Origin of the sequence: Pseudomonas sp. 2(2015), assembly GCF_000955865.1 — a bacterium.
Classification (GTDB): domain Bacteria; phylum Pseudomonadota; class Gammaproteobacteria; order Pseudomonadales; family Pseudomonadaceae; genus Aquipseudomonas.
On sequence record NZ_JYOF01000014.1, the window covers coordinates 177,721 to 196,741 of the forward strand.

Consider the following 19,021-nt stretch of genomic DNA (forward strand, 5'->3'; position numbering starts at 1 on the left):
CCTCTACTTTTTTCTGCCCTACTTCAAGCCCAGCTGGTTGCGCAAAAACTCGTGCAGGCCGGCCGCGCTTTTCTTGTAGCCATCAGCCGTCAGGTGCACCAGATCACCACGGGCCAGGCCCGACGCCTGCCAGCCGACAATCGAGCACTGCCCGCCCATGTACGCCTGCCAGTCCCAGAACAGCGCATTGGCCTGCTTGGCCGCCTGGCGCTGGATGCGGATCACCTGGGCCAGTTGCTGCGGCTGGCGCGCACTGCAGCTACGAGCCTTGCGCTGCTTGATCGAGTCCGGCGGGCCGACCAGCAATATCACCGCGCGCGGCAGATCCTGGCGCAGGCGCTTGAGGGTGTTGCGCAGTTGCGTCTGGTACAGGCCAAGATCGAGGGTGTCATCGAAGGCTTCGTTGGTGCCGTAGGCGAGAATCACCAGGTCCGGGCGCAGGGTCTTGAGGTTGTCCTGCCAGCCGGCCTGCCATTTGTCCTGCACTTCCAGGCGCGCGCCATTGATGCCCAGCGCCGAGTAGATCACCCCGGCATTCTTCTGGCCCTGGATATACCAGCCACCCAGCAGCGTGCCCGGGCGGTTGCTGACGCTGAGGTCCAGCGGCAGAGCCAGGTTGCTGACTTGCGGGCCGAAGCGCCACTGCCCGCCGGTGGCCGCCAGCAGGCGCTGGTTGCGCCCACGGCCATCGCGCAGCACCAGGGTGCTGTTTTCCCGCGCCTGGTACAGCGCCTGCACCCGATAGCGTTGCGCCGTAGGCTCGCGGGCTTCGATGCGCACGTTGGGGTTGGCCGCCAGCGGCACCGACAGGTAACCGCCAAGCGGGAATTGCGTGCTTTGCTGGTTGCGCGCCGACACCAGCTCCCACTGGCGCTTGGCGGTTTTCAGGATGACCTGGTCGTAGCGGGTGCCGGGCACCGGCGTGGCGGCAATCAGGCCGATACCGCCATCACCATAACGCGCCTGCAGCAGGCGGCGCATCTCGCCACTGAACAGGTCGGCAGCGGTGTGCGAATCGCCGAACTGGATGATGTTGACCGGTGCGCGGTTGGCGTTCTTGAACTTGCCCGCCAGTACCGCCAGGTTGCCGTCGACGCGATTGGCCGGGGCCTTGGCCGCCGTATTGGCAGGCTTGGCCGAGGTGTTGACCGCCGCTACCGGGCTACAGCCCGGCAACGCGCAGATCAGCAGGGCCAACCCCAGAATGTTGTGCAGTCGAGGCATCAGTGTCCCGTTACAGTGAGGCCGGGAAAGGCGATCAACGAGAGAATCCGTTCCGAGATCAGCTTCTGTCCGGTGGTAGTGAAATGGATGCCGTCATCGACCCGGGTCTTGATCCGTTTGCCCTGAGCGTTCTGCAAGGTATAGGAGAAACTGTCGTCGTTGTAACCCAGGACCGGGTTGGCCGAAACGTAATGCTGCTGATACAGGCCGGTCTGTTGCTCGTACAGCCCGCTCAGGTAAGCCATGGCCGTAGACAGCTTGGGCTTTTGCATGTTCGGCGGCCCGACCCAGATCACCTGCACATTGTGCTCACGGGCCTGGTCGAGGATCGAGTCGATACGCTGGCGATAGGTGACTTCCCACTCCGGCGACTTGAAGCGCAAAAACGGCTTACCCTTGCCCTGGGGCATGTCCCAGGGGTCGTTGGGGCCGAGGAAGATCACCATCAGGCGGATGTTCGGCTCGCTTTCCAGGGTCTTGGCCACGGTCTGCGGCCAGTTGAAGAAACCGGGATAAGCAAGGCCGGTGCTCTGCTTGCTGAGGTTGACGCTCTTGATCTGGTAACGCTTGCGCAGGCTGTTGGCCAGGTGCGGAGCGACGCCCTGCATCAGTGAGTCGCCGACCAGGAAGACTTCGTCACCCGCCGCCAGGGACACCACGGTGCCGGCTTGCAAAGGTGCCTGGGCAACTTGCGCTGCGGGTTGCGGCACTGGCGTAGCCACTGTTGCCGGCACAGGCGCAGCCGTTGTCGCAACCTTGACTGGCACCGGGTGAGCCGCAACCGGCGGCTTGTCCAGGTGCACCGGGACCACAGGAATCGGCGCTGGCAGCTCCACGGTGTCGTTGGTCTCAACCTTGGCCACCAGCACCTGCTCGCTGCGCTTTTCCAGGCTGTCGATAAAGCTGTCGCGCGCATCGCCCAGGGCATGAGTGAGGTTACCGCCCATGCGCCAGGCCGGGCTCTGGCCAAGTACCGGCAGCTCGCAGCTCTGGTGATACTTCTGCTGGCAATACAGGCTGATCGAATCCTGGTTCAGCCAGAACAGCAACAGCGTGGTGATGACAACGGCGTAGAAGGCCTTGGCCGCGCCCAGTTGCGACGACAGCAAACGACCGGCATTAGAAGCTTGCATAGATGAACCCCGGCACGCCCGATTGCGAAGCAAAAATGACCAAGGAAATGAACAACCCCAGCGGTATTGGATACAGCTGCCAGGGCAAGCGCGTGGTGGTAGCAAAGAACTGGCGCAGCAGCACCAGCAACTGCGGGTAGACGGCGACATACAACACGCTCGCCAGCAACAGCAGGCCGGTACTGGAGAACAATCCATCCAGGCTCAAGCCGCCGATACCGGCGAGCATGTCCATGGCTTCATCAAGGCTGGCGCTACGGAAGAAGATCCAGGCGAAGGCCACGTAGTGGAAGGTCAGCAGGCGCGCCGCCAGGCCGGCGCCCGGCCAGCGCATCGGCTGCGGCAGGATGTAGGTCGAAGCCTTGTACAGCGCCAGGCCAATGCCATGCAGCGCCCCCCAGATGATGAAGTTGATGCTCGCCCCGTGCCACAGGCCGGAAATCAGCATCGCCAGCAGCATGTTCAGGTTGCCGCGCCACACCCCCTGGCGATTGCCGCCCAGCGGAATGTAGACATAGTCGCGAATGAACAGCGACAGGCTGATGTGCCAGCGGCCCCAGAACTCCTTGAGGTTGTGCGCGGCATAAGGCGCATTGAAGTTGTCGGGCAGGCGAAAGCCCAGCAGCAAGGCAATGCCGGTGACCAGGTTGGTGTAACCGCTGAAGTTGAAATAAATCAGAAAGCTGTAGCCATACACGCTTAGCAGTATCTGCTCGGGCGAATAGCTGCCCGGCGTCTCGAACACCGGGTCAACCCACTCACTGGCCAGCCAGGCACTGCAGAAGAACAGCTTGACCACCGCCAGGGCAATCAACCCCAGCGCCCGTTGCGGCTCCAGCACTTCACGGATAGTACTCGTGCGAATCTGCGGCAGCATGTGGCTGGCTCGGTTGACCGGGCCGGCGATCAGGCTGGGGAAGAACGCCAGGTACAGGGCCAGGTCGAACGGCGAAGCCGAGGGCATCTCGCGGCGGTTGATCGACACCAGGTAGCTGACCGAGTGAAAGGCGTAGAACGACAGGCCGATCGGCACCAGCACTTCCAGCACCGGCAGCGACACGTCCAGCCCGGCGCTGGCCAGGGCGCCCTGCACGCCGCCGACAAAGAACTCCTGGTACTTGAACAGGTAGAAACAGCCCAGCACCAGCAGCAACACCAGCAAATAGCTGAAGCGCCGCCCGGGATAACGCTCACCGACCAGGCCGAGCAGATACACCAGGGCGCTGTAGCCCAGCAGGATGTACAGGGAGTTGAAGCTGAAACTGGCCACCAGGCCGTAACTGGCGGCCAGCAGCAGGACGTTCTGCAAGCGAACGCTCCAGCACAGGCTCCAGTAAACGATGAAAAACAGTGTGAAGCAGAGGCCGAACTCGATCGAAAGGAAGCTCACAACGTAGTCCATTACGTGACAACAGAAATAGGAGGCGTTACCGCCGCAGAGCCGCGGGGCAAAGCGGGCGCGATTATGGCAGAGAGCCACAAGCCCTCACAATGCGAGCCCTGTAGAAAAATCAAGACTTCACCGTCGGCCTTTGTGCAACAGAATGCGACGAAAGATCGACCCTATCGATTTGCTCCCCCCGCCCCGCTCTGCTAGTGTCGCGCCGTTTATACTGCCACCGAGACAGCCGCCATGGCCCGAAAAAAAGCCTCCATTGATTTCGAGCAATCCCTCGCCGACCTGCAGGTCCTGGTCGAGCGCCTGGAGAACGGCGAGCTGTCGCTGGAAGACTCGCTGACTGCCTTCGAGCAGGGCATCAGCCTGACCCGCGACTGCCAGAGCGCGCTGGCCCAGGCCGAACAGAAGGTCCAAGTGCTGCTCGAGCGCGATGGCGAACTGGCGGCCGAGCCTTTCGATGCGGAACAGCCGGAATGATCGCCGCCTACCAGGCCAGTTGCCAGGCGCGGGTCGACGCCGCCCTCGAACACCTGTTCATCGCCCCCTCGGTTGAGCTCAGCCGCCTCTATGAGGCCATGCGCTACAGCGTCATGAATGGCGGCAAACGGGTACGCCCGCTGCTCGCCTATGCCGCCTGCCAGGCCCTCGGTGCTGCACCGGAGCAGGCCAACGGCGCGGCCTGCGCGGTCGAATTGATTCACGCCTACTCGCTGGTGCACGACGACCTGCCGGCGATGGACGATGACGACCTGCGCCGCGGCCAGCCGACCACCCACAAGGCCTTCGATGAAGCCTGCGCGATCCTCGCTGGCGACGGTTTGCAGAGCCTGGCCTTCAGCGCCCTGCTCGACCCGCAATTGAGCCCGCAGCAAGACAGCATCCGCCTGGCCATGGTCCAGACCCTGGCGCTGGCTGCAGGGCCTGCCGGCATGGTCGGCGGCCAGGCCATCGACCTGGGCTCGGTGGGCCTCAAGCTCGACCAGACGGCGCTGGAGTTCATGCACCGGCACAAGACCGGCGCGCTGATCGAAGCCAGCGTCAGGCTCGGCGCCCTGGCCAGCGCCCGCGCCGACCAGACCCAGCTCAAGGCCCTGCAAACCTATGCACAGGCCATCGGCCTGGCCTTCCAGGTTCAGGACGATATCCTCGACGTCGAGAGCGACACCGCCACCCTGGGCAAGCGCCAGGGCGCCGACATCGCCCGCGACAAGCCGACCTACCCGGCCCTGCTCGGCCTCGAGGCAGCCAAGGCCTATGCCCTGGAACTGCGCGACCAGGCCCTGCATGCCCTGCGTCCGTTTGACGCGGCAGCCGAGCCGCTGCGCGAACTTGCGCGGTACATCGTCGAGCGCCGTAACTAAGCAGCGCGGGTATCGCGGGGCAAGCCCGCTCCCACAGCGATCACTGTAGGAGCGGGCTTGCCCCGCGATTAGCTCAAATGGGCAGCCAACACCGCAATAAGGTAAACTGCCGCCACTTCATATCTATAACGATTCGCCTGATGCCCACGACGTTTCAAGAGATCCCCCGCGAACGCCCGGTCACGCCGCTGCTTGACCGTGCCGATACGCCTGCCGGCCTGCGCCGCCTGGCTGAAGCCGACCTGGAGAACCTGGCCGACGAGTTGCGCCAGGAATTGCTCTATACCGTTGGTCAGACCGGCGGGCATTTCGGTGCCGGCCTGGGCGTCATCGAGCTGACGATCGCCCTGCACTACGTCTTCGACACCCCGGACGACCGTCTGGTGTGGGACGTCGGTCATCAGGCCTATCCGCACAAGATCCTCACCGGTCGCCGCCAGCGCATGCACACCCTGCGCCAGAAGGACGGCCTGGCCGCCTTCCCGCGCCGCGCCGAGAGCGAGTACGACACCTTTGGCGTCGGTCACTCCAGCACCTCGATCAGTGCGGCCCTGGGCATGGCCATCGCCGCCCGTCTGCAGAACGATCCGCGCAAGTCGATTGCCGTGATCGGTGACGGCGCGCTGACTGCCGGCATGGCCTTCGAGGCGTTGAACCACGCCCAGGAAGTCGATGCCGACATGCTGGTGATCCTCAACGACAACGACATGTCGATTTCGCGCAATGTCGGCGGCCTGTCCAACTACCTGGCCAAGATTCTTTCCAGCCGCACCTACTCGAGCATGCGCGAGGGCAGCAAGAAGGTCCTCTCGCGCCTGCCCGGCGCCTGGGAAATCGCCCGCCGCACCGAAGAATACGCCAAGGGCATGCTGGTACCCGGCACCCTGTTCGAAGAGCTGGGTTGGAACTACATCGGCCCGATCGATGGCCACGACCTGCCAACCCTGGTCACCACCCTGCGCAACATGCGGGACCTCAAGGGCCCGCAGTTCCTGCACGTGGTCACCAAAAAGGGCAAGGGTTTCGCTCCGGCCGAGGTCGACCCGATCGGCTACCACGCGATCACCAAGCTTGAACCGGTGGACAAACCCGCCGCCGCGCCGAAACAGGCTGCCGGACCGAAGTACTCCGCAGTGTTCGGCCAATGGCTGTGCGACATGGCGGCTGCTGACCAGCGCCTGGTCGGCATTACCCCGGCCATGAAGGAAGGCTCCGACCTGGTGGCCTTCAGCGAGCGCTATCCGGATCGCTACTTCGATGTCGCCATCGCCGAGCAGCACGCGGTCACCCTGGCTGCGGGCATGGCCTGCGAAGGCGCCAAGCCGGTGGTGGCGATCTATTCGACCTTCCTTCAGCGCGCCTACGACCAGTTGATCCATGACGTCGCGGTGCAGAATCTCGACGTGCTGTTCGCCATCGACCGCGCCGGCCTGGTCGGCGAAGACGGCCCGACCCACGCGGGCAGCTTCGACCTGTCGTTCCTGCGCTGCATCCCCGGCATGCTGGTGATGACCCCGAGCGACGAGAACGAACTGCGCAAGATGCTCAGCACCGGCCACCTGTACAACGGCCCGGCCGCCGTGCGTTACCCACGTGGCAGCGGCCCGAACGCAACCATCGAAAACAACCTCGAGCCACTGGAAATCGGCAAGGGCATCGTCCGCCGCCAGGGCAGCAAGGTCGCCTTGCTGGTATTCGGCGTGCAGCTGAGCGAAGCCCTCAAGGTTGCCGAGCAGATCGATGCCACCGTGGTCGACATGCGTTTCGTCAAACCGCTGGATGAAGCTCTGGTGCGCGAGATTGCCGGTAGCCACGAACTGCTGGTGACCATCGAAGAAAACGCCATCATGGGCGGCGCCGGTGCGGCAGTGAGCGAGTTCCTTGCCCGCGAAGCGGTGCTCAAGCCAGTGCTGCACCTGGGCCTGCCGGATGTGTATGTCGAGCATGCCAAGCCTGCGCAGATGCTCGCCGAGTGCGGCCTGGATGCCGCCGGCATCGAGGCTTCGGTGCGTCAGCGGATGCAACTGCTCGGTCTTTGAGACCGCATCGCGGGTCAAGCCCGCTCCTACAGGTTTTGTGGGAGCGGGCTTGACCCGCGATAGCAATGGAACTGCCCATGAAACCCCTGCGCCTTGCCCCCCTCCTGCTATTGCCAACCACCCTGCTGGCCGACCCGATCGACCGCGAAAGCGCCCTGAAGCTGCCCAACACACTGATCAGTGCCAACCGCCAGGTTGAAGACCGCACGCAAACCAGCGCCGCCAATACGGTGTTCACCCGCGACGACATCGACCGCCTGCAGCCTTCCAGTGTTACTGACCTGCTGACTCGGGTGCCGGGGGTTCAGGTGGCACCTACAGGCGGGCGCGGCAGCGTTCCAGGCATTTACATCCGTGGCAGCAAGACAGCACAAAGCCTGGTACTGGTGGACGGTGTGCGCATTGCCAATGCCACCTCCGGTGACAGTGGCTTGCAGTTTCTCAGTATTGACCAGATCGAACGTGTCGAGGTACTGCGCGGTTCACGCTCGGCGGTCTATGGCAGCGACGCCATTGGTGGCGTCATTCAGATCTTCACTCGCCGCAGTGCACAACAGGGCCTGCAACCACGCCTGCGCCTGGCCGCCGGCAGTGAACAGACCTGGCAGCGCAGCCTCGGTGTTTCAGGCGGTGATCAGAATACCCGCTTCAATCTTGGCGCCAGCCTCGATGAAAGCGCCGGTATCAATTGGACCCACACCTCCTACCCCAGCGATGGCGACCACGACGCCTACCGTAACAAGTCGTTCAACCTGAGCCTGAGCCATAGTTTCAACGACAACATCGAGGCCGGTCTGAACCTGCTCGACAGCCATGGCCGCAGCGAGTACGACAACCCGTACGGGCGCTTCGACATGGACACTTTCCAGAGCTTCGGCCAGGCCCCTTACACCGATTTCAACGTCAGCAGCCTGGGGACGTATTTAGGCGCCCAGCTCAATGATCGCTGGTACTCGCGCCTGGAACTCGGCCATAGCGAAAACCGCGACAAGAAACGAGACAAACTCAGCGCAGACGCCAGCGAGTTCAATACCTATCGCGACTCCGCCAGCTGGCAGAACGACCTGGCTTTCGATGACCAGAACAGCGTGATGCTGGGCGCCGACTGGTACCAGGACCGCGTACATGGCAGTACCAACTTCGACGAAGATAGCCGCTGGAATCGCGCAGCCTTCGTTCAGCACCGCTTCAAAGGCCAATGGTTCGCCACCGAAATCGGCTTGCGCCGCGATCAGAACCAGCAATTCGGCGGGAATAATACCTGGAGTGGCAGCCTGACCTTGCCGGTCAACGCCAACAATGACCTGCTGCTCTCCTACAGCGAAGGCTTTCGTGCACCCACGTTCAATGACCTGTACTACCCCCAGTACAGCAACCCGAACCTAAAGCCTGAGCGCTCGAAAAGCTACGAATTACAATGGCGCAGCCAGCTGAGTGAAGACAGCCGACTGGAAACGTCGATTTATCGTACAGAGCTGCGCGATGCGATCATTTTCGGTGAAGGTTCGATCCCAAGAAACGTCGCCTCCGCGCGAGTGAGCGGCTTCGAGGCTGCATTGCATCAGCAATGGTTTGGCTGGCAAAGCAATCTGGGCCTGGCGTTGATCGACCCCCGTGACCGCGACAGCGGTCACACCCTGGCACGACGAGCCCGCAGAACACTGAGCCTGGACCTTGACCGGCAATACGATAAATGGGGCGTGGGCGCCAGCTGGCAAGCAGTGAGCAGCAGTTACGACGATGAAGCCAACAGCAGCAAGCTCGGCGGCTACGGCCTGCTCGGACTGCGTGGCAGTTGGGCGTTAAACCGCGAGATCAAGCTGGACTTCAAGCTGGATAACCTCTTCGACAAGGCCTACTCACGCGCCCTGTACAACTACGAGGGTGCAAGCTACGGCTACCGCGAAGAGGGCCGCACCTGGCTATTGGGCGTCACCTGGACACCGGCGCTTTAGCCTGCAGCAGTTCGCACAGCTTGGCCGTCGCTTCGATCATCTGCCCGCTGGGGCGCTCCAGGCCTTTGTCAGGTACCTGCAGCAACAGGCCATCACGCACGGCAGCGACGTGCGGCCAGGCCTTCCAGGCATCGAGTTGGAGCTGATCAGGGGCAAGGATCACCTGCGGGTTGCGCGCCAGCACGGTCTCCAAGTTGACCTGCGGCGCCGGCTGGGGGAGGTCGGCAAACACATTGCGCGCGCCGCAGACACTCAGCGCATCGGAGATGATCTGGTAACCGCCAACCGTATACAGCGGCTTGTCCCAGACCTGGTAGAACACTGTCAGCGCCTGCTCGCGATGGTACTGCTGGCGCAACGCGGCAAGGCGCTGGCGCAAGGCTGTGGATAACTGCCCGCCCTGCGCCTTGCGCCCGATCCGCAGGCCAATTTCGTCCACCTGCGACACCAGGTCATCCAGCTCGTGCACATCGACGCTGTATAGCGCGATACCCAGGCGTTCGAGCTGGTCGCGCTGGGCCGCCGGCACGCTGCCCGGCCAGTACAGCACCAGGTCCGGGCGCACGCTGAGCAGGCGCTCCATGTCCAGCTGGCCGTAGCGCCCCACCAGCGGTACGGCGCTTAACTGCGTCGGCCGTTCGTGCCACTCGGCCATGCCCACCAGCAGGTCGCCGGCTTGCAGCTCGAGGATGATTTCAGTGATCGAGGGCGCCAGGCTAACCACCCGCGGCGCCGCTGCCAGCGGCATGCCGAAGGCCAGCAGCAACAGCCACAGGTAGCGACGCATCAGCCGAGCTGACGAGGAATGCGATAGAGGTAGAGCAGGACCACGCTGGAGATTGCCAGGAGGATCTGCGGCACCGCCTCAAGGCCAACGAATACCGACAACGCGGCGACCCAGGCCGGCAGGCAGGCGAACAACATGCCCAAGCGGCGGATACGTGCCAGCTCGATCCAGGCCGCAGGTTCATCGTCGCTGTTCAGGGCTTTCTGGGTGGCGATCAGCCCATGCTTGTAGGCGCCAAAGCGCGGCAGGCTGAGGAACATCGAGGCCACGCCGGCGATGAACATCGGCATGGCCAGGATCGGAATCAACGCCTGCACGCCACCGAAGGCCCAGGCAAACACCAGCAACGGCGCCAGCGCCACCGCCAGGTACTGCCACCAGGCCAGCTCCAGGCGACGGCGAACCTGGGCGCGGGTCACGCCCGACCGGCCTCGCCCTGGTGCTCGTTGCCCATCATGTGGCCGAGCTTGCCGGCTTTGGTCGCCAGGTAGTGTTTGTTATGCGGGTTGTGGCCGGTGTGCAGCGGCACCCGCTCGGCAACCGGAATGCCCATGCCGGTCAGTGCCTTGACCTTGCGCGGATTGTTGGTCATCAGCCGCAGCGACTTGACACCCAGGTGCTCGAGCATCGGCTGGCACATGCCGTAGTCACGCTGGTCGGCGGCAAAGCCCAGGCGTTCGTTGGCTTCGACGGTGTCGGCGCCGCCATCTTGCAGCTCGTAGGCGCGGATCTTGTTCAACAGGCCAATGCCACGGCCTTCCTGACGCAGGTACAGCAGCACGCCGCGGCCTTCGCGGGCGATCGCCTGCAGGGCCGCTTCGAGTTGCGAACCGCAGTCGCAGCGCTGGCTGAACAAGGCGTCGCCGGTCAGGCATTCGGAATGCAGGCGCCCCAGCACCGGCTGCCCATCGGCCACATCACCCAGGCTGAGCACGACGTGCTCGCGGCCGGTGGCTTCATCGAGAAAACCATGCATGGTGAAGGTCGCAAACGGGGTAGGCAGCTTGGAAGCGGCAACAAAAACGACGGGCACGTTGTGCTCCTGATCAGTAACTTGAAAATTGACGTGGGCCGATTGTATCAGCAGCGTGGCGACGCTGCTTAGGCTGAATTATTGGGCAAACAGATCGACAAGTTCGATATCAGCTACGGCCGCTTGCCCTCGCCGTCGAACGGATAGGGCTGCTTCCAGTGCTCGAAGATCGCCCGCAACTCGCCACTGGCCACCAGCTTGTCCATGCGCTGGTCGAACAGCGCGCGCAACGCCTTGCCCTCGGCGGTGCGGCCAAAGGCCAGGTACAGCGGCAGCTCCGCCAGGTGGCTGCGGCGAAACAGCTTGGGATCGGGGGCCTGGCCGAGCACATAGTCGACTTCGGTCAGGGCATCGATGTAGTAGTCGACGCGATCATGCTCAAGCATCGGCAAAATCCCCTCGCGGCGCTGGATTTCGCGAAAGTGTCCGACATTGGGCAGATAGCTCTTGTAGTCGTAGCCGCGCACCCAGGCCAGGCGATACTGGCCGAGGGTCTGCTGGGTCGGCACAGGGCTGGTGGCCAGGCCCAGGGCATAGATATGGTCCATATCGAAATGCCAGCGCGGATAGAGGTTGTCGGCGTTCTCTTCGTGATAGGAACCGACCCAGGCATCGGCCTCACCGCGTTTGACCAGGCCTACCGCGCGGCTGTACGGCGCACTCTGGGTGCGAACCTTGACGCCGGCCGGCTCGAACACCTTGCGCAGCACGTCCCAGGCCAGGCCGCTGCCGTCGGCGTTGGTGTAGTCGAGCCACTCTTCACTGACCAGACGAACCTGGCCAGGTGTCGCCGACGGCGCGTCCGCCGCCTTGACCACACCTGCCGCCAGGACCAGCAACACCAGCAACAGCCGCCATCCCGTCATCGCCCCGCTCCTTAGGTGAAACTCCATACCAGAACCTGCATGCCCAGCCAGGCAAACACCCCGGCCAAAACATCGTCGAGCATGATCCCGACCCCGCCATGCACATGACGATCAATCCAGCGGATCGGCCAGGGCTTGAGGATGTCGAAGAAACGGAACATCAAAAAGCCCGCCAGCAGCCACATCCAGCCCTCCGGCACCAGCCACAGGGTTATCCACATGCCGACCATTTCGTCCCAGACGATGCCCTCATGGTCGTGGACCTTGAGGTCATCCGCGACCTTGCCGCACAGCCAGAAGCCGAACAGCATGGTCAACCCGAGCATCAGCCAGTAGCCCCAATCGGGCAGCATCTGCCACAACGGGATAAACGGTAGAGCCACCAGCGAGCCCCAGGTTCCCGGCGCCTTGGGCAGGGTTCCGGAGCCAAAGCCGAATGCCAGGAAATGCCAGGGATTGCGCCAGACCGACGGCGGAACGAACTCCGCAGGCACCTGTTTGGGGTGATCGGTCACGGTGTCTCCTTAAAATGTTGATAGCCCCGGGTGTGTGGGGTGATGTCCTGGCCACTGCCATCAAGCAGGCGCACGCCGCTGCCGGCACTCACCCGCCCGACCACATGGACCGGCCAGCCGGCCGCCAGCAACGGTGCAAGCTCAGCTTCGGGCAAGGTGAAGGCCAGGACGTAATCGTCGCCGCCGGCCAATGCCGCCTGTTGCGCGCCTGCGCGACCGAAAAAGGCCAGCAGCGCCGCCGACAACGGTAGCCGCTCCAGCTCGACCTGCAATGCCACCTGAGACGCCTTGGCGATATGTCCGCAATCGGCGAGCAGGCCGTCGGAGATATCCAGCGCCGAGGTTGCCTTGCCGCGCAGCACCTGGCCCAGCGCCAGTTGCGGTTGCGGCGACCAGTAATGGGCCAGCAGCGGTTCGGCCTGGGCCGCCTCGGCCACGCGCTCGCCGAGCACCAGCGGCAAGGCGCCGGCGGCATTGCCCAGTTCGCCGCCGACGCACAGCAGGTCGCCGGCGCGGGCACCGCTGCGGGTCAGGGCCTGGCCGCCGGGTACGCGGCCGAACACGGTCATGGTCAGGCTCAGCGGGCCACGTGTGGTGTCGCCGCCGATCAGGCTCAGCTGGCAGCTTTCGGCCATCTGGTTCAAACCGCGGGCATAAGCCTGCAGCCAGTCGGCGCGAACCTCGGGCAGGGTCAGGGCAAGGGTAAAGCCGATGGGCGTGGCGCCCATGGCAGCCAGGTCACTGGCAGCGACGGCCAGCGAACGCTGACCGAGCAGAAAAGGGTCGCAGACAGCCGGGAAATGCACCCCGGCCACCAGCGTATCGGTGGAGATCGCCAGCTGTTCGCCGGCTGGCACGCTGAGCAAGGCGCAATCATCGCCAATGCCCAGGGCCACACCTTCGCCGCCTTGCGCACAGGACGCGGCGGCGAAGTAATGACGGATCAGCTCGAACTCACCCATTGGCACAGAGCGCCGGAATCAGCGCTTGAACGCCTTGACTTCGGCTTCACGCAGGCGTGGTGCCAGCTTGTCGAGCACGCCGTTGACGAACTTGTGGCCGTCGGTGGCGCCAAACACTTTGGCCAGCTCCACACCTTCGTTGATCACAACGCGGTACGGAACATCGACGCGCATCATGAACTCCCAGGTGGACAGGCGCAGCACCGCCAGTTCAACCGGATCGAGCTCTTCGAGGGCCAGGTCCAGGCATGGCTTGAGTGCTTCATCGATCTCGACTTTCTTCGCCGGAACCCCATGGAGGATTTCGCGGAAGTAGGCGCCGTCGACATCGATGAAATCGTTATCGACCCGGAACTGCGCTTCGATCTCGTTCAGCGACTGCTTGGCCATGTGCCATTGGTACAGGGCCTGGGTCGCGAGCTGACGGGCTTCGCGACGCTTGGCGCTTTTCGATGGCTTGCCAGCATCCGCAGGTTTTGGATCGCGCGGGTTGAAACGATCGCTTTCGTCGCTAATCACTTGGCCTCCAACTGCGCCAGCAGGCTGACCATTTCCAGAGCGGACAGGGCAGCTTCGGCGCCCTTGTTGCCGGCCTTGGTGCCGGAACGCTCAATGGCCTGTTCGATCGAATCGACGGTCAGGACACCGAAGGAGACCGGCACGCCGAACTCCATGGACACCTGGGCCAGGCCCTTGGTGCATTCGCCCGCAACGTATTCGAAGTGCGGGGTACCGCCACGGATCACGGCGCCCAAGGCGATGATCGCGGCATATTCGCTTTGCTGGGCGACTTTCTGTGCCACCAGCGGGATTTCGAAGGCACCCGGGGCACGGATGATGGTGATGTCGCTTTCGTTCACACCGTGGCGAACCAGGGCATCAACGGCACCGCTCACCAGGCTTTCGACGACGAAGCTGTTGAAGCGGCCAACCACCAAAGCATAGCGACCTTTGGGGGCAATGAAGGTACCTTCGATGGTCTTCAGGGTCATTGCGGAGTTCTCATCTTAAAGAGCCAGGCCGCAAACGGGCGGCCTGTGGGTGTTTGGGACACGAATGGCAGCGCGAAAAACCGCCTGCTTTATTCGGAGGGCACGTATTCTACAACTTCCAGATCGAATCCGGATATCGCATTGAACTTCATTGGCGAACTCATCAGGCGCATTTTGCGCACGCCCAGGTCGCGCAGGATCTGCGAACCGGCACCGACGGTGCTGTAGGTGGTCGGGGTTTTCGCCTGGGCGCCAGCGTCGGCGCTTTCGCGAATGTGCGCCAGCAGCACGTCGCCATCGAGCGGGTGGCCGAGCAGCAGCACCACGCCGCTGCCGGCGTCTGCAACGGCGCTCATGGCCGCGCGCAGGCTCCAGCGGCCCGGTTGTTTGACCATCAGCAGGTCGCGCAGCGGGTCCATGTTGTGCACCCGCACCAGGGTCGGTTCTTCGGCGCAAATGTTGCCCAGGGTCAGCGCCATGTGCACGTCGCCTTCGACCGAATCACGGTAGGTGACCAGGTTGAAATGGCCCAGCTCGCTGTCCAGCGGCTGCTCGGAAACCCGCTGAACGGTACGTTCGTGGATCATCCGGTAGTGGATCAGGTCGGCAATGGTACCGATCTTGATGTTGTGTTCGGCGGCAAAAGTCTCGAGTTCGGCGCGACGCGACATGGTGCCGTCGTCGTTCATCACCTCGCAAATCACCCCGCTCGGCTCGAAACCGGCCATGCGCGCCAGGTCGCAGGCAGCTTCGGTGTGGCCGGCACGGGCCAGGGTCCCGCCAGGCTGGGCCATCAGCGGGAAAATGTGACCGGGGCTGACAATGTCTTCGGCCTTGGCATCACGGGCGGCGGCAGCCTGCACGGTGCGCGCGCGGTCGGCGGCGGAAATGCCGGTGGTGACGCCGGTGGCGGCTTCGATCGACACGGTGAACTTGGTGCCGAAACCCGAGCCATTGCGTGGCGCCATCAGCGGCAGCTTGAGCGTTTCGCAGCGCTCGCGCGACATCGGCATGCAGATCAGGCCGCGGGCGTGCTTGGCCATGAAGTTGATGTGCTCGGCCTTGCAGCACTCGGCGGCCATGATCAGGTCGCCTTCGTTCTCGCGGTCTTCGTCATCCATGAGGATGACCATTTTGCCTTGGCGGATGTCTTCGACCAGTTCTTCGATGCTGTTGAGCGCCACTCGGCACCCCCTTTCAAATCAGGATTTCAGGTAGCCGTTGGCGGCCAGGAAACTTTCGGTGATGCCGCTGCCTTTGCTTGGCTCGGCGGCCTTGTCACCCAGCAGCAGACGCTCCAGGTAACGTGCCAGCAGGTCGACCTCAAGGTTCACCCGACGACCTGGACGGTAGTCGGCCATGATGGTTTCGGCCAGGGTGTGCGGGACGATGGTCAGCTCGAACTCGGCGCCATCGACGACGTTCACCGTCAGGCTGGTGCCGTCGACGGTGATCGAGCCCTTGTGGGCAATGTACTTGGCAAGCTCCTTGGGTGCACGGATGCGGAACTGGATGGCGCGGGCGTTATCGCTGCGCGAGACCACTTCGCCGACGCCGTCGACATGGCCGCTGACCAGGTGACCGCCCAGGCGGGTGGTCGGCGTCAGGGCTTTTTCGAGGTTGACCCGGCTGCCGCTTTTGAGCTCGTTGAAGGCGGTGCAGTCGAGGGTTTCGCGGCTGACGTCGGCCCAGAAGCCATCGCCAGGCAGCTCGACCGCGGTCAGGCACACGCCGTTGACGGCGATGCTGTCGCCCAGCTTGACGTCGCCCAGGTCGAGCTTGCCGGTTTCGACATACACCCGCACGTCACCGCCTTTTGGGGTCAGGGAACGGATGCTGCCAATCGATTCGATGATGCCGGTGAACATGAAGTCCTCCTCGAGAACAGGGCTGCGCATGGCGCTAGCCGCAAATTATACGCCGGGCGCAGGCTTGGGTACTGCTGTGACTCGCCAGTCATCGCCTACTGCGCGCATTTCGGTGATCTGCAAATGGGGCGCCTGGCTCATTTTATCCAGGGGCCAGTCGAGCAACGGCCGGGCACTGGAGCCAAGGATGCGTCCGGCGACAAAAATCTGGTACTCGTCGATCAGTCCCTGCCGGGCAAAGGCGCCGACCAGGCCGGCACCGGCTTCGACCAGCACTTCGTTGACGCCACGCGCGGCCAGCTCAAGCATCAGCGCCGGCAGGTCGACGCGGCCAGCATTGCCGGGCAGGCTCAGCAGCTCAAGACCGGCCTGGGCATAACGTGCGTCGGCTTCAGCGGCGGTGACCACCAGGGCCGGGCCGGCGGTAAAGAACGGCGCATCGAGCGGCACACGCAAGCGACCATCGATCAACACCCGCAAAGGCGGACGCGCCAGGGCCAGCGCGGTGGTTGCCGGGTCCAGGCCCAGTTCTTCGGCGCGCACGGTCATCCGCGCGTTGTCGGCCAATACGCTTTCGGCGCTGGTCAGCACCACGCTGGAGCGGGCGCGCAAACGCTGCACTGCCGAGCGCGCCGCCGGGCCGGTAATCCACTGGCTCTCGCCGCTGGCCATGGCCGTGCGGCCGTCCAGGCTCATCGCCAGCTTGGCCCGGACGAACGGCAGGCCGTGTTCCATACGCTTGAGAAAGCCCGGGTTCAGGGCGCGGGCCTCGGCCTCCAACACACCGCTGGCAACCTCGATACCCGCATCGGCCAGGCGCTTGAGGCCGTTGCCGGCGACTTGCGGATTGGGGTCCTGCATGGCCGCGACCACCCGCGCCACACCAGCCTTGAGCAGCGCCTCGGCACACGGCGGCGTGCGCCCATGGTGGCTGCACGGCTCAAGGGTGACGTAGGCGCAAGCGCCGCGGGCCAGCTCGCCGGCCTGGCGCAAGGCATGCACCTCGGCATGCGGCTCGCCGGCGCGCACGTGCCAGCCTTCGCCGACCACCTGGCCGTCGCGGACGATCACGCAACCCACGCGCGGGTTCGGGTGGGTGGAGTACAAGCCCTTGCGGGCCAGCTCGATGGCCCGGGCCATGTAGTGCGCATCAAGCACCGCGCGTTCGCTGGACATGCTCACTCTTTAGCCGGCACACGGGCCAGGCGGTCGATTTCTTCACGGAACTCGTTGAGGTCCTGGAAACGCCGGTACACCGAGGCGAAGCGGATATAGGCGACTTCATCGAGCTTTTGCAGCTCGGCCATCACCAGCTCGCCGACCACCAGCGACTTGATCTCGCGCTCACCGGTAGCCCGCAGCTTGTGCTTGATATGCGCCAGCGCCGCTTCCAGGCGCTCGACGCTGACCGGGCGTTTTTCCAGGGCGCGCTGCATACCGGCACGCAGTTTTTCTTCGTCGAAAGGCTGGCGGCTGCCGTCCTGCTTGATCAGCCGGGGCAGAACCAGTTCGGCGGTTTCGAAGGTGGTGAAGCGCTCACCGCAGGCTACGCATTCGCGCCGACGGCGCACTTGCTCGCCCTCGGCAACCAGTCGCGAGTCGATGACCTTGGTGTCGTTGGCACCGCAGAAGGGACAGTGCATGGTGGCAGGCAACAAAAAAAGGGAGGGCCATGGTAGCGCATCCCACTGGCAAGACAAGCCAAAGGGGTTACCATCCAGTGAGGAAATATGCCGCGAAGGAATTCCCCATGCCATCAAGAGCGCTTGTCGTGCTCAGTTTTGCTGCCGTGCTGAGCGCGTGCAGCAGCGATAAACCCCAGCCTGTACCGGCCCCCAAAGCCCCGGTAGCCAGCAAACCGGCCAGGGAGCTCGGGCCACTGCCGGCCTATCAGCGCGAATTGAGCGGCACCTTGCAGAACATTCCGGCCGGCGCCGAAGTCGAACTGGCCCTGCTGGTGATCGATGAGCGCGGCCGCCCGCAAGGCTTGCTGGCCAGCAGCACGTTCAGCGGCAATGGCCTGGACCTGCCGTTTCGCCTGCGCTTCAACCCCGAGGCCTTTCCCGCCGGGGCGCGGGTCGAGCTGCGCGGTCGCGCGAGCAAGTCCGGCCAGCTGATCCTGCACCTGCCGCCCCTGCGCATCGCCCAGGCGCAAACCCAGGCCACCGGCCCGCTGCGCTTCGAAAAGGCGCCATGATGGCGCCCGCTCCACTGCAACAGGCCTTGAGCGAGTTGCTTGGGGATGCGCAACTGGTGGTCAGCGACCTGCCCGAGTGCGCGCTCAAGTTGTGGCTGATCGATGCGCAGAACATGGACCGCGCCTTCAGCTCCGAAGAAACCCGGCGCATCCTTCACGAGCCGCCGTACTGGAGTTTCTGCTGGGCCAGCGGCCTGGCCATGGCCCGCTACCTGGATGAGCATCGGCATTGGGTCGAAGGCAAGCGCGTGCTGGACTTTGGCGCAGGCTCCGGGATTGCCGGTATCGCGGCAGCCAAGGCCGGCGCGCTGGAAGTGGTGGCTTGCGACCTTGACCCGCTGGCGCTGCAGGCCTGCCGGGCGAATGCCGAGCTCAATGAGGTGGAACTGAGTTATTCCAGCGATTTTTTCCAGGAGGCCGACCGTTTCGACCTGATCCTGGTCGCCGACGTGCTCTACGACCGCGCCAACCTACCGTTGCTGGACGAGTTTCTCAGCCGTGGCCAGCAGGCCCTGGTCGCCGATTCGCGGGTACGGGATTTCCGCCACCCGCTGTACCGGTCGCTGGGCGTGCTCGATGCCCTGACCCTGCCGGACCTGGCCGAGCCCCACGAATTCCGCCGGGTCAGCCTGTACCACGCCAGCCGCCAGCCTTTATAGTGATGCCATTCACGGATTTTCGAGAGTCGCG

Annotated in this window: 21 protein-coding genes; 6 read left to right on the top strand and 15 right to left on the bottom strand. The window is 64.0% G+C overall.

Annotation, left to right across the window (positions count from 1 at the left end):
• Positions 1-18: 18 nt before the first annotated feature.
• The 3 genes from UB48_RS19180 to UB48_RS19190 are packed head-to-tail and all read right to left on the bottom strand — an operon-like array spanning position 19 to position 3,747.
• A complete protein-coding gene (locus UB48_RS19180; RefSeq protein ID WP_045199946.1) occupies positions 19-1,224 on the bottom strand; it encodes an SGNH/GDSL hydrolase family protein in 1,206 nt (401 codons plus the stop codon).
• On the bottom strand, positions 1,224-2,357 hold the full coding sequence (locus UB48_RS19185; protein WP_045199948.1) for an SGNH family hydrolase: 1,134 nt from the start codon (positions 2,355-2,357) through the stop codon (positions 1,224-1,226). Before UB48_RS19185 ends, UB48_RS19180 begins: the two co-directional genes overlap by 1 nt.
• Positions 2,344-3,747 carry an MBOAT family protein gene (locus UB48_RS19190; protein ID WP_045199950.1) on the bottom strand — a complete coding sequence of 468 codons (1,404 nt, stop codon included), beginning with the start codon at positions 3,745-3,747 and terminating at the stop codon, positions 2,344-2,346. Before UB48_RS19190 ends, UB48_RS19185 begins: the two co-directional genes overlap by 14 nt.
• A gap of 243 nt (positions 3,748-3,990) precedes the next feature.
• Here UB48_RS19190 and UB48_RS19195 point away from each other — a divergent pair, with 243 nt between their 5' ends.
• The 4 genes from UB48_RS19195 (at position 3,991) to UB48_RS19210 (ending at position 9,111) form a co-directional block, all read left to right on the top strand.
• A complete protein-coding gene (locus UB48_RS19195; RefSeq protein WP_045199952.1) occupies positions 3,991-4,233 on the top strand; it encodes an exodeoxyribonuclease VII small subunit in 243 nt (80 codons plus the stop codon).
• A complete protein-coding gene (gene ispA / locus UB48_RS19200; RefSeq protein ID WP_045199955.1) occupies positions 4,230-5,117 on the top strand; it encodes a (2E,6E)-farnesyl diphosphate synthase in 888 nt (295 codons plus the stop codon). The genes UB48_RS19195 and ispA overlap by 4 nt, the downstream gene beginning before the upstream one ends.
• A gap of 140 nt (positions 5,118-5,257) precedes the next feature.
• Positions 5,258-7,156, top strand: a complete 1,899-nt coding sequence (gene dxs, locus UB48_RS19205; protein WP_045199956.1) for a 1-deoxy-D-xylulose-5-phosphate synthase — start codon at positions 5,258-5,260, stop codon at positions 7,154-7,156.
• A 77-nt stretch (positions 7,157-7,233) separates the two neighbouring features.
• Positions 7,234-9,111 carry a TonB-dependent receptor gene (locus tag UB48_RS19210; protein WP_045199958.1) on the top strand — a complete coding sequence of 626 codons (1,878 nt, stop codon included), beginning with the start codon at positions 7,234-7,236 and terminating at the stop codon, positions 9,109-9,111.
• On the opposite strand, the gene UB48_RS19215 is transcribed toward UB48_RS19210, so the two are convergent.
• The 12 genes from UB48_RS19215 to nrdR form a co-directional block, all read right to left on the bottom strand.
• On the bottom strand, positions 9,089-9,898 hold the full coding sequence (locus tag UB48_RS19215) for a cobalamin-binding protein (RefSeq protein ID WP_045199960.1): 810 nt from the start codon (positions 9,896-9,898) through the stop codon (positions 9,089-9,091). The two genes, UB48_RS19210 and UB48_RS19215, sit on opposite strands and share 23 nt — an antisense overlap.
• Entirely contained in the window at positions 9,898-10,317 is a 420-nt protein-coding gene (locus UB48_RS19220; RefSeq protein WP_045199962.1) for a hypothetical protein, read from the bottom strand. Before UB48_RS19220 ends, UB48_RS19215 begins: the two co-directional genes overlap by 1 nt.
• Complete coding sequence (ribA, locus tag UB48_RS19225; protein WP_010222848.1) at positions 10,314-10,931, bottom strand: GTP cyclohydrolase II; 618 nt, start codon at positions 10,929-10,931, stop codon at positions 10,314-10,316. Before ribA ends, UB48_RS19220 begins: the two co-directional genes overlap by 4 nt.
• Positions 10,932-11,044: 113 nt before the next feature.
• On the bottom strand, positions 11,045-11,797 hold the full coding sequence (locus UB48_RS19230) for an ABC transporter substrate-binding protein (protein ID WP_045199964.1): 753 nt from the start codon (positions 11,795-11,797) through the stop codon (positions 11,045-11,047).
• A gap of 11 nt (positions 11,798-11,808) precedes the next feature.
• The gene (locus tag UB48_RS19235; RefSeq protein ID WP_045199966.1) at positions 11,809-12,312 is read right to left on the bottom strand and encodes a phosphatidylglycerophosphatase A; all 504 of its coding nucleotides are present in this window, start codon (positions 12,310-12,312) and stop codon (positions 11,809-11,811) included.
• Positions 12,309-13,274: a thiamine-phosphate kinase gene (gene thiL, locus UB48_RS19240; protein WP_045199968.1), complete on the bottom strand. Its 966-nt coding sequence runs from the start codon at positions 13,272-13,274 to the stop codon at positions 12,309-12,311. The genes UB48_RS19235 and thiL overlap by 4 nt, the downstream gene beginning before the upstream one ends.
• An 18-nt stretch (positions 13,275-13,292) precedes the next feature.
• Complete coding sequence (nusB, locus tag UB48_RS19245) at positions 13,293-13,793, bottom strand: transcription antitermination factor NusB (protein ID WP_045199970.1); 501 nt, start codon at positions 13,791-13,793, stop codon at positions 13,293-13,295.
• Positions 13,790-14,266 (bottom strand): 6,7-dimethyl-8-ribityllumazine synthase, encoded by a 477-nt coding sequence (ribE, locus tag UB48_RS19250; protein WP_010222842.1) that lies wholly within the window; start codon positions 14,264-14,266, stop codon positions 13,790-13,792. The genes nusB and ribE overlap by 4 nt, the downstream gene beginning before the upstream one ends.
• Before the next feature lie 89 nt (positions 14,267-14,355).
• Complete coding sequence (gene ribBA, locus UB48_RS19255; protein ID WP_038998529.1) at positions 14,356-15,450, bottom strand: bifunctional 3,4-dihydroxy-2-butanone-4-phosphate synthase/GTP cyclohydrolase II; 1,095 nt, start codon at positions 15,448-15,450, stop codon at positions 14,356-14,358.
• Positions 15,451-15,468: 18 nt separating this feature from the next.
• Positions 15,469-16,134: a riboflavin synthase gene (locus tag UB48_RS19260; RefSeq protein ID WP_010222840.1), complete on the bottom strand. Its 666-nt coding sequence runs from the start codon at positions 16,132-16,134 to the stop codon at positions 15,469-15,471.
• A gap of 45 nt (positions 16,135-16,179) precedes the next feature.
• A complete protein-coding gene (gene ribD, locus UB48_RS19265; protein ID WP_045199973.1) occupies positions 16,180-17,310 on the bottom strand; it encodes a bifunctional diaminohydroxyphosphoribosylaminopyrimidine deaminase/5-amino-6-(5-phosphoribosylamino)uracil reductase RibD in 1,131 nt (376 codons plus the stop codon).
• Positions 17,311-17,312: 2 nt separating this feature from the next.
• Complete coding sequence (gene nrdR, locus UB48_RS19270; RefSeq protein WP_010222838.1) at positions 17,313-17,777, bottom strand: transcriptional regulator NrdR; 465 nt, start codon at positions 17,775-17,777, stop codon at positions 17,313-17,315.
• Between the two features lie 107 nt (positions 17,778-17,884).
• Here nrdR and UB48_RS19275 point away from each other — a divergent pair, with 107 nt between their 5' ends.
• Positions 17,885-18,331 (top strand): YbaY family lipoprotein, encoded by a 447-nt coding sequence (locus UB48_RS19275; protein WP_045199975.1) that lies wholly within the window; start codon positions 17,885-17,887, stop codon positions 18,329-18,331.
• Positions 18,331-18,990, top strand: coding sequence for a methyltransferase (locus tag UB48_RS19280; protein WP_045199977.1), 660 nt, complete (start codon positions 18,331-18,333; stop codon positions 18,988-18,990). The genes UB48_RS19275 and UB48_RS19280 overlap by 1 nt, the downstream gene beginning before the upstream one ends.
• Positions 18,991-19,021 lie beyond the last annotated feature (31 nt).